The following is a 6,625-nucleotide window of genomic DNA, read 5'->3' on the forward strand; positions in this document are numbered from 1 at the left end:
GGTATCGGGATTATTCCGGGGCAATAAAAAACGGGAAGCCCTAAGGCTTCCCGTTTTTCATCACGCTGCGAAATCAGATGACCTGAACAATCGCATCCGTTACAGCCTTGATGTTGCTCTGGTTCAATGCCGCCACGCAGATGCGGCCAGTGTCCAGGGCGTAGATGCCAAACTCGTTGCGCAGGCGGTGAACCTGTTCGGTGGTCAGGCCGGAGTAGGAGAACATGCCGCGTTGGCGACCGACGAAGCTGAAGTCACGCTGTGGCGCTTTTTGCGCCAGCAGGTCGACCATTTGCTCACGCATGCCGCGAATGCGCAGACGCATTTCTGCCAGTTCGGCTTCCCACTGAGCGCGCAGCTGCGGGCTGTTCAGCACGGCAGCCACGATGCTTGCACCGTGAGTTGGCGGGTTGGAGTAGTTGGTACGGATGACGCGCTTGACCTGCGACAGCACGCGTGCGCTTTCTTCTTTCGACTCGCTGATGATCGACAGGGCGCCAACGCGCTCGCCGTACAGGGAGAACGACTTGGAGAACGAACTCGACACAAAGAACGTCAGACCGGATTCAGCGAACAGACGCACGGCAGCGGCGTCTTCGTCGATACCGTCACCGAAACCCTGGTAAGCCATGTCGAGGAACGGCACGTGACCTTTGGCTTTGACCACGTCCAGCACGTTGTTCCAGTCCGCCGGAGTCAGGTCGACACCGGTCGGGTTGTGGCAGCAAGCGTGCAGCACAACGATAGAGCCGTTCGGCAGGGCGTTGAGGTCTTCGAGCATGCCGGCACGGTTCACATCGTGGGTGGCAGCGTCGTAGTAACGGTAGTTTTGCACCGCAAAACCGGCGGTTTCGAACAGCGCGCGGTGGTTTTCCCAGCTCGGATCGCTGATCGCCACGACAGCGTTCGGCAGCAGTTGCTTGAGGAAGTCAGCACCGATTTTCAGTGCGCCAGTCCCGCCGACGGCTTGAGTGGTGATGACGCGACCGGCGCCGATCAGCGGCGAGTCGTTGCCAAACAGCAGCTTTTGCACGGCCTGGTCGTAGGCAGCGATGCCATCGATCGGCAGGTAACCGCGCGAAGCGTGTTGAGCTGCGCGAACGGTTTCAGCTTCGATCACGGCGCGCAGAAGTGGAATTCGCCCCTCTTCGTTGCAGTAAACACCAACGCCCAGGTTGACCTTGGTGGTTCGGGTATCGGCGTTGAATGCTTCGTTGAGGCCCAGGATTGGATCGCGGGGTGCCATTTCGACAGCAGAGAACAGGCTCATTATTACGGCGGCTCTGAATGGAGAGTGGAGGGACGTGTCGCGCTCCAGCCGAATGCACTAGAGCGGTGCACAAACGGGGAGCTAGTATAGAGGCCATCACCGAGCAATGGCGACAGGCGAATTGGCTTTTGAGGTAAGTTTTTCTGATTATTTCTCGACCGTTAGTCTAATGGTCGTGTCAGAGTCTCTACCCGATGTAGGACGTTTGCCTTGAAAGGTGAGGCAATCGCCACCACATTGAGCAAAATCCAGGTTTTTTCTTGCGCGACAGCGGTCGTTTGCGCTCGTCCCCGTGGTGCTCCGCTTTGTTCGGAATGCCGCGATCCCAGAGGTGTTTATGTCCGAATTCCAGCTAGTCACCCGCTTCGAGCCCGCTGGCGATCAGCCAGAAGCCATCCGCCAATTGGTGGAGGGCATCGAAGCAGGGCTGGCGCACCAGACGCTGCTCGGTGTGACCGGCTCGGGCAAGACCTTCAGCATCGCCAATGTCATCTCGCAGATACAGCGCCCGACGCTGGTGCTGGCGCCGAACAAAACCCTCGCAGCGCAGTTGTACGGTGAGTTCAAGGCGTTCTTCCCGAACAACGCCGTCGAATACTTCGTTTCGTACTACGACTACTACCAGCCCGAAGCCTATGTGCCGTCGTCCGACACCTTCATCGAGAAGGATGCGTCGATCAACGACCACATCGAGCAGATGCGGCTGTCCGCGACCAAAGCGCTGCTGGAGCGCAAGGACGCGATCATCGTCACCACGGTGTCGTGCATCTACGGTCTGGGCAGCCCGGAAACCTATTTGAAGATGGTGCTGCACGTCGATCGCGGCGACAAACTCGATCAGCGCGCGCTGCTACGGCGTCTGGCTGACCTGCAATACACTCGCAATGACATGGATTTTGCCCGCGCGACCTTCCGCGTGCGCGGCGACGTGATCGACATCTACCCGGCGGAATCGGATCTGGAAGCGATCCGCATCGAACTGTTCGACGACGAGGTCGAGAGCATTTGCGCGTTCGACCCGCTGACCGGCGAAGTCATCCGCAAGATGCCGCGCTTCACCTTCTACCCGAAGAGCCACTATGTAACGCCGCGCGAGACTTTGCTCGACGCCATCGAGCACATCAAAGTTGAGTTGCAGGAGCGTCTGGAATACCTGCGCAGCAACAACAAACTGGTGGAGGCTCAGCGTCTGGAGCAACGTACCCGTTTCGATTTGGAGATGATCCTCGAGTTGGGCTACTGCAATGGCATCGAAAACTATTCGCGCTATTTGTCCGGGCGTCCGGCGGGTGCGGCGCCGCCGACCCTCTACGATTACTTGCCGGCCGATGCCTTGCTGGTGATCGATGAATCACACGTCAGCGTCCCGCAGGTCGGCGCGATGTATAAGGGCGACCGTTCGCGTAAAGAGACCCTGGTGGAATACGGTTTCCGTTTGCCATCAGCGCTGGACAACCGACCAATGCGTTTCGACGAGTGGGAAGGGGTCAGTCCGCAGACGATTTTCGTCTCGGCCACGCCGGGTAACTACGAAGCCGAACATGCGGGGCGGGTAGTGGAGCAAGTGGTGCGTCCGACCGGGTTGGTCGACCCGCAAGTGGAGGTGCGCCCGGCACTTACTCAGGTCGATGATCTACTCTCGGAAATCACCAAGCGCGTGGCGGTGGAGGAGCGGGTGCTGGTGACCACGCTGACCAAGCGCATGGCCGAAGACCTTACTGATTACCTCGCCGACCACGGCGTGCGCGTGCGCTATCTGCACTCGGATATCGACACGGTCGAACGGGTCGAGATCATCCGCGATCTGCGTCTCGGCACTTTTGATGTGCTGGTCGGGATCAACCTGCTGCGTGAAGGCCTGGACATGCCGGAAGTGTCGCTGGTGGCGATTCTTGATGCCGACAAGGAAGGCTTCCTGCGTTCCGAGCGCTCGCTGATCCAGACCATCGGCCGCGCCGCGCGTAACCTCAATGGCCGGGCGATTCTCTATGCCGATCGCATGACCGGTTCGATGGAGCGAGCGATTGGCGAAACCGAGCGACGTCGCGACAAGCAAATCGCGTTCAACCTGGAAAACGGTATCACCCCGAAAGGTGTGTTCAAGGATGTTGCTGACATCATGGAAGGCGCCACCGTGCCGGGCTCACGCAGCAAGAAGCGCAAGGGCATGGCCAAGGCCGCCGAGGAGAACGCCAAGTACGAAGCCCAATTGCGTTCACCAAGCGAGATCACCAAACGTATTCGTGCGCTGGAAGAGAAGATGTATCAGTTGGCGCGGGATCTGGAGTTTGAAGCGGCGGCGCAGATGCGTGATGAGATTGCCAAACTGCGCGAGCGGCTTTTGGCTGTTTGATGGGTGGTTTTAGGGCCCCTTCGCGAGCAAGCCCGCTCCCACACTGGATCTGTGTTGTTCACATAAGTCCTGTGGGCTTGCTCGCGAAGGGGGGGCTACAGACACCCTGACAATCAGTGAGCCTCCCCAGCCTTCAGGCCTTGCGGCAATTTTTTGGTCAGTAAAATCGCCAGCATACTGATCCCCAGCGCAATCCCGACAAAATGAAACGCATCGTTATAGGCCATGATCGCTGCCTGTTGATGGACAATCTCACTCAACTTGCCCAGCGCCGCTGTATCACTGCCAAACCGATCCGCCATCGATGCCAGCCGCTCGGCCACTTGCGGATTGGTCGGCACCACCGCTTCGCGCAAGTAATCGAAGTAGGTCTTGGTTCGCGCATCCAATAGCGTCGCGAGCAAGGCAATGCCGATGGCGCCGCCGAGGTTGCGCAGAATGTTGAACAGGCTCGACGCAGAACCGGCATCCTGCGGCAGGATATAAGCCGTGGCGATCAGCGAAATGGTCACCATGATCAGCGGCTGGCCCAGCGCCCGAATGATCTGGATTTGATTGAACTGCGGCCCGGCAAAGTCCGGGTTGAGCACTCCCGAAGAAAAACTCGCCAGGCCGAACAGTCCGAACCCCAACGTGCACAGCCACTTCGGCGAGACAAACTTCATCAGCTTCGGCACCAGCGGAATCAGAAACAACTGTGGCACGCCCATCCACATGATCACTTCGCCGATCTGCAGGGCGTTGTAATTCTGGATCTGCGCCAGATACAAGGGCAGCAGATAGATCGAGCCATACAGTCCGACACCCATGCCAAGGCTGGAAATGCTCGACAGGCCAAAGTTGCGGTTGCGCAGGATGCCCAGGTTGATCAGCGGATTGGGTTTGGAAATCTGCACGATGACGAAGGTGATCAGACTCAGCAGCGCGATGCTGCCCAGGGTCACGATCAGGTTTGATTCGAGCCAGTCCTTGCGATGGCCTTCTTCAAGAAATACCTGCAAGCAACCGAGGCCGACGCCCAGGGTGAGAATGCCGATGTAGTCGGTGCTTTTCAGCAGTTCCCAGTGCGCTTCTTTCTTCTCCAGCCCGTACATCAGCCCGGCGATCATGATCAGCCCCGGCGGAATGTTGATGTAGAAGATGTATTCCCAACCCCAATTTTCCGTGAGCCAGCCGCCGAGCGTGGGGCCTATGGACGGTGCAAAAGTGGCGGTCATGGCGAACATGGCCATGCCTTTGGCGCGATGGTGTTCGGGAAGCTTTATCAGCGTCAGGGTGAAGGCCAGCGGGATCAGCGCGCCACCGGTGAAGCCTTGCATGGCGCGAAAAACGATCATGCTCTCCAGGCTCCAGGCCATCGAGCACAACAACGAAGACGCCAGAAAACCCAGCGACACCCACACCGCCAGGCGCCGCGCCGAGAGCAACTGCACCAGCCATGCGGTCAGCGGGATCATGATGATTTCCGCGACCAGATACGAGGTGGAAATCCACGAACCTTCTTCCAGTGTCGCCGACAGTGCGCCCTGAATATCCTTGAGCGAGGAGTTGGTGATCTGGATGTCGAGCACCGCCATAAAGGCGCCGAGCATCACGCTCATCACCGCGATCCAGTCCCGCCGGGTCGGTTCGCCGACCGGACGGATCAGTGAATCACCGGCCATTGTCCGGGGCGTCTTTGATGTTCACGGTAGCGGTGACGGACATGCCCGGACGGATCTTGCCGTGCAGCGGATTATCTGCCTTGAAGGTCAGTTTCACCGGGATCCGTTGCACGACTTTGGTGAAGTTGCCGGTGGCATTGTCCGGCGGCAGCAGGCTGAACTGCGCACCGGAAGCGGCGAACAGGCTGTCGACCCGCGCCTCGATCGGCGTGTCGCTGTAGGCGTCGAAGGTCAGCTCGGCTTTTTGTCCGGGCTGCATGTGGCCGATCTGAGTCTCCTTGAAGTTGGCCTGCACCCAGATGTCTTCGTCCGGGACGATCGACAGCAGATAGGCGCCGGCCTGCACAATCTGGCCGTTACGCGCCGCGCGCTGGCCGACCAGACCACTGATCGGGGCATGAATGTCGCTGCGGGTCAGATTGAGTTCGGCCTGAGCGAGATCGGCGCGGGCGTTGGCGATCTGAGCGTCGAGGCGTTTGATTTCGGCGGTCAGTGCGTTGACTTGCTGGCGCTGGCTTTGTGCGTCGGCCTGTGCCTTGGCCACTTGCGAGCGGGCGATGTGGGTGTCGGCGGAAAGGGTGGTCACACGCTCTTCGGAGACATAGCCGGGTTTGCGCAGGGTTTGCGCCCGGGACAGGTCGATCTGCGAGCGGCCCAGGGTTGCCTGGGAGGCTGCCACCTGTGCATCGCTCGAGGCGATCAGGCTGGCCTGCTGAGTCAGCTTGCTCTGGGCTTGCAGTCGCTCGGCTTCGCGGGTGGCGAGGGCGGCGTTGGCCCGATCCACGGCCAGGCGGAAGTCTTCTCTTTCGAGGCGCACCAGCAATTGGCCTTTTTCCACATGCTGGTTGTCCTGCACCAGCACTTGATCGATGCGCGCGCTCAACTGACTCGACACGCGGGTTATCTCGCCCTGGACATAGGCGTTATCGGTGCTTTCATAAAAGCGCCCCTTGAAAAACCAGTGGGCGAAGAAGCCCCCGGCGATCAATAGGGCCAACAGCAGTAAAATCAGCAGGCGACGCTTGAGTTGGGCAGGCATGGGCAAACTGTAGTCGAGGAATTGTAAGGAAAGTTATCAGGAGGCGAATCTGGCACGAAGCCGATAAACGGTAAATGCCATCGGCTGATATTCGGCCATTCACCAGGGCTTACGAGCATTCCAGACGCAAACTTGGCTTAAATGCCCTGCCCGCTGGAGCGGGGCGGGTGTCGCCTGTTACCATTCGCGGCTTGATTGTTCTTTGCTTTTCATTCTTTTCGAGACATGCCATGACCACCGTCCGCACTCGCATCGCGCCATCGCCTACCGGGGACCCCCCCGGAGGTAGCGCATAAATA

At 59.2% G+C, this 6,625-nt stretch carries 4 protein-coding genes; 1 reads left to right on the forward strand and 3 read right to left on the reverse strand.

What is annotated here, in order from left to right:
• Nucleotides 1–73 precede the first annotated feature (73 nt).
• Entirely contained in the window at nt 74–1,270 is a 1,197-nt protein-coding gene (locus ACIOWA_RS03365) for an amino acid aminotransferase (protein ID WP_339465544.1), read from the reverse strand.
• A gap of 337 nt (nt 1,271–1,607) precedes the next feature.
• Between ACIOWA_RS03365 and uvrB the strand changes: the two genes are divergently transcribed.
• Nucleotides 1,608–3,623, forward strand: coding sequence for an excinuclease ABC subunit UvrB (gene uvrB, locus ACIOWA_RS03370; RefSeq protein WP_339433438.1), 2,016 nt, complete (start codon nt 1,608–1,610; stop codon nt 3,621–3,623).
• Nucleotides 3,624–3,736: 113 nt separating this feature from the next.
• Here uvrB and ACIOWA_RS03375 read toward each other — a convergent pair whose 3' ends face one another.
• Together ACIOWA_RS03375 and ACIOWA_RS03380 are read right to left on the reverse strand one after the other, a co-directional pair.
• Complete coding sequence (locus ACIOWA_RS03375; RefSeq protein WP_401158221.1) at nt 3,737–5,227, reverse strand: MDR family MFS transporter; 1,491 nt, start codon at nt 5,225–5,227, stop codon at nt 3,737–3,739.
• A 49-nt stretch (nt 5,228–5,276) separates the two neighbouring features.
• A complete protein-coding gene (locus tag ACIOWA_RS03380) occupies nt 5,277–6,326 on the reverse strand; it encodes an HlyD family secretion protein (RefSeq protein ID WP_401158188.1) in 1,050 nt (349 codons plus the stop codon).
• Nucleotides 6,327–6,625 lie beyond the last annotated feature (299 nt).

This window comes from Pseudomonas sp. NPDC087614 (assembly GCF_044743485.1).
Classification (GTDB): domain Bacteria; phylum Pseudomonadota; class Gammaproteobacteria; order Pseudomonadales; family Pseudomonadaceae; genus Aquipseudomonas; species Aquipseudomonas baetica_A.

Bases quoted from the DNA above. Each gene is read 5' to 3' on its own strand.
- ACIOWA_RS03365 (WP_339465544.1), bottom strand. From the start codon at position 1,270: ATGAGCCTGTTCTCTGCTGTCGAAATGGCACCCCGCGATCCAATCCTG.
- ACIOWA_RS03380 (WP_401158188.1), bottom strand. From the start codon at position 6,326: ATGCCTGCCCAACTCAAGCGTCGCCTGCTGATTTTACTGCTGTTGGCC.
- uvrB (WP_339433438.1), top strand. From the start codon at position 1,608: ATGTCCGAATTCCAGCTAGTCACCCGCTTCGAGCCCGCTGGCGATCAG.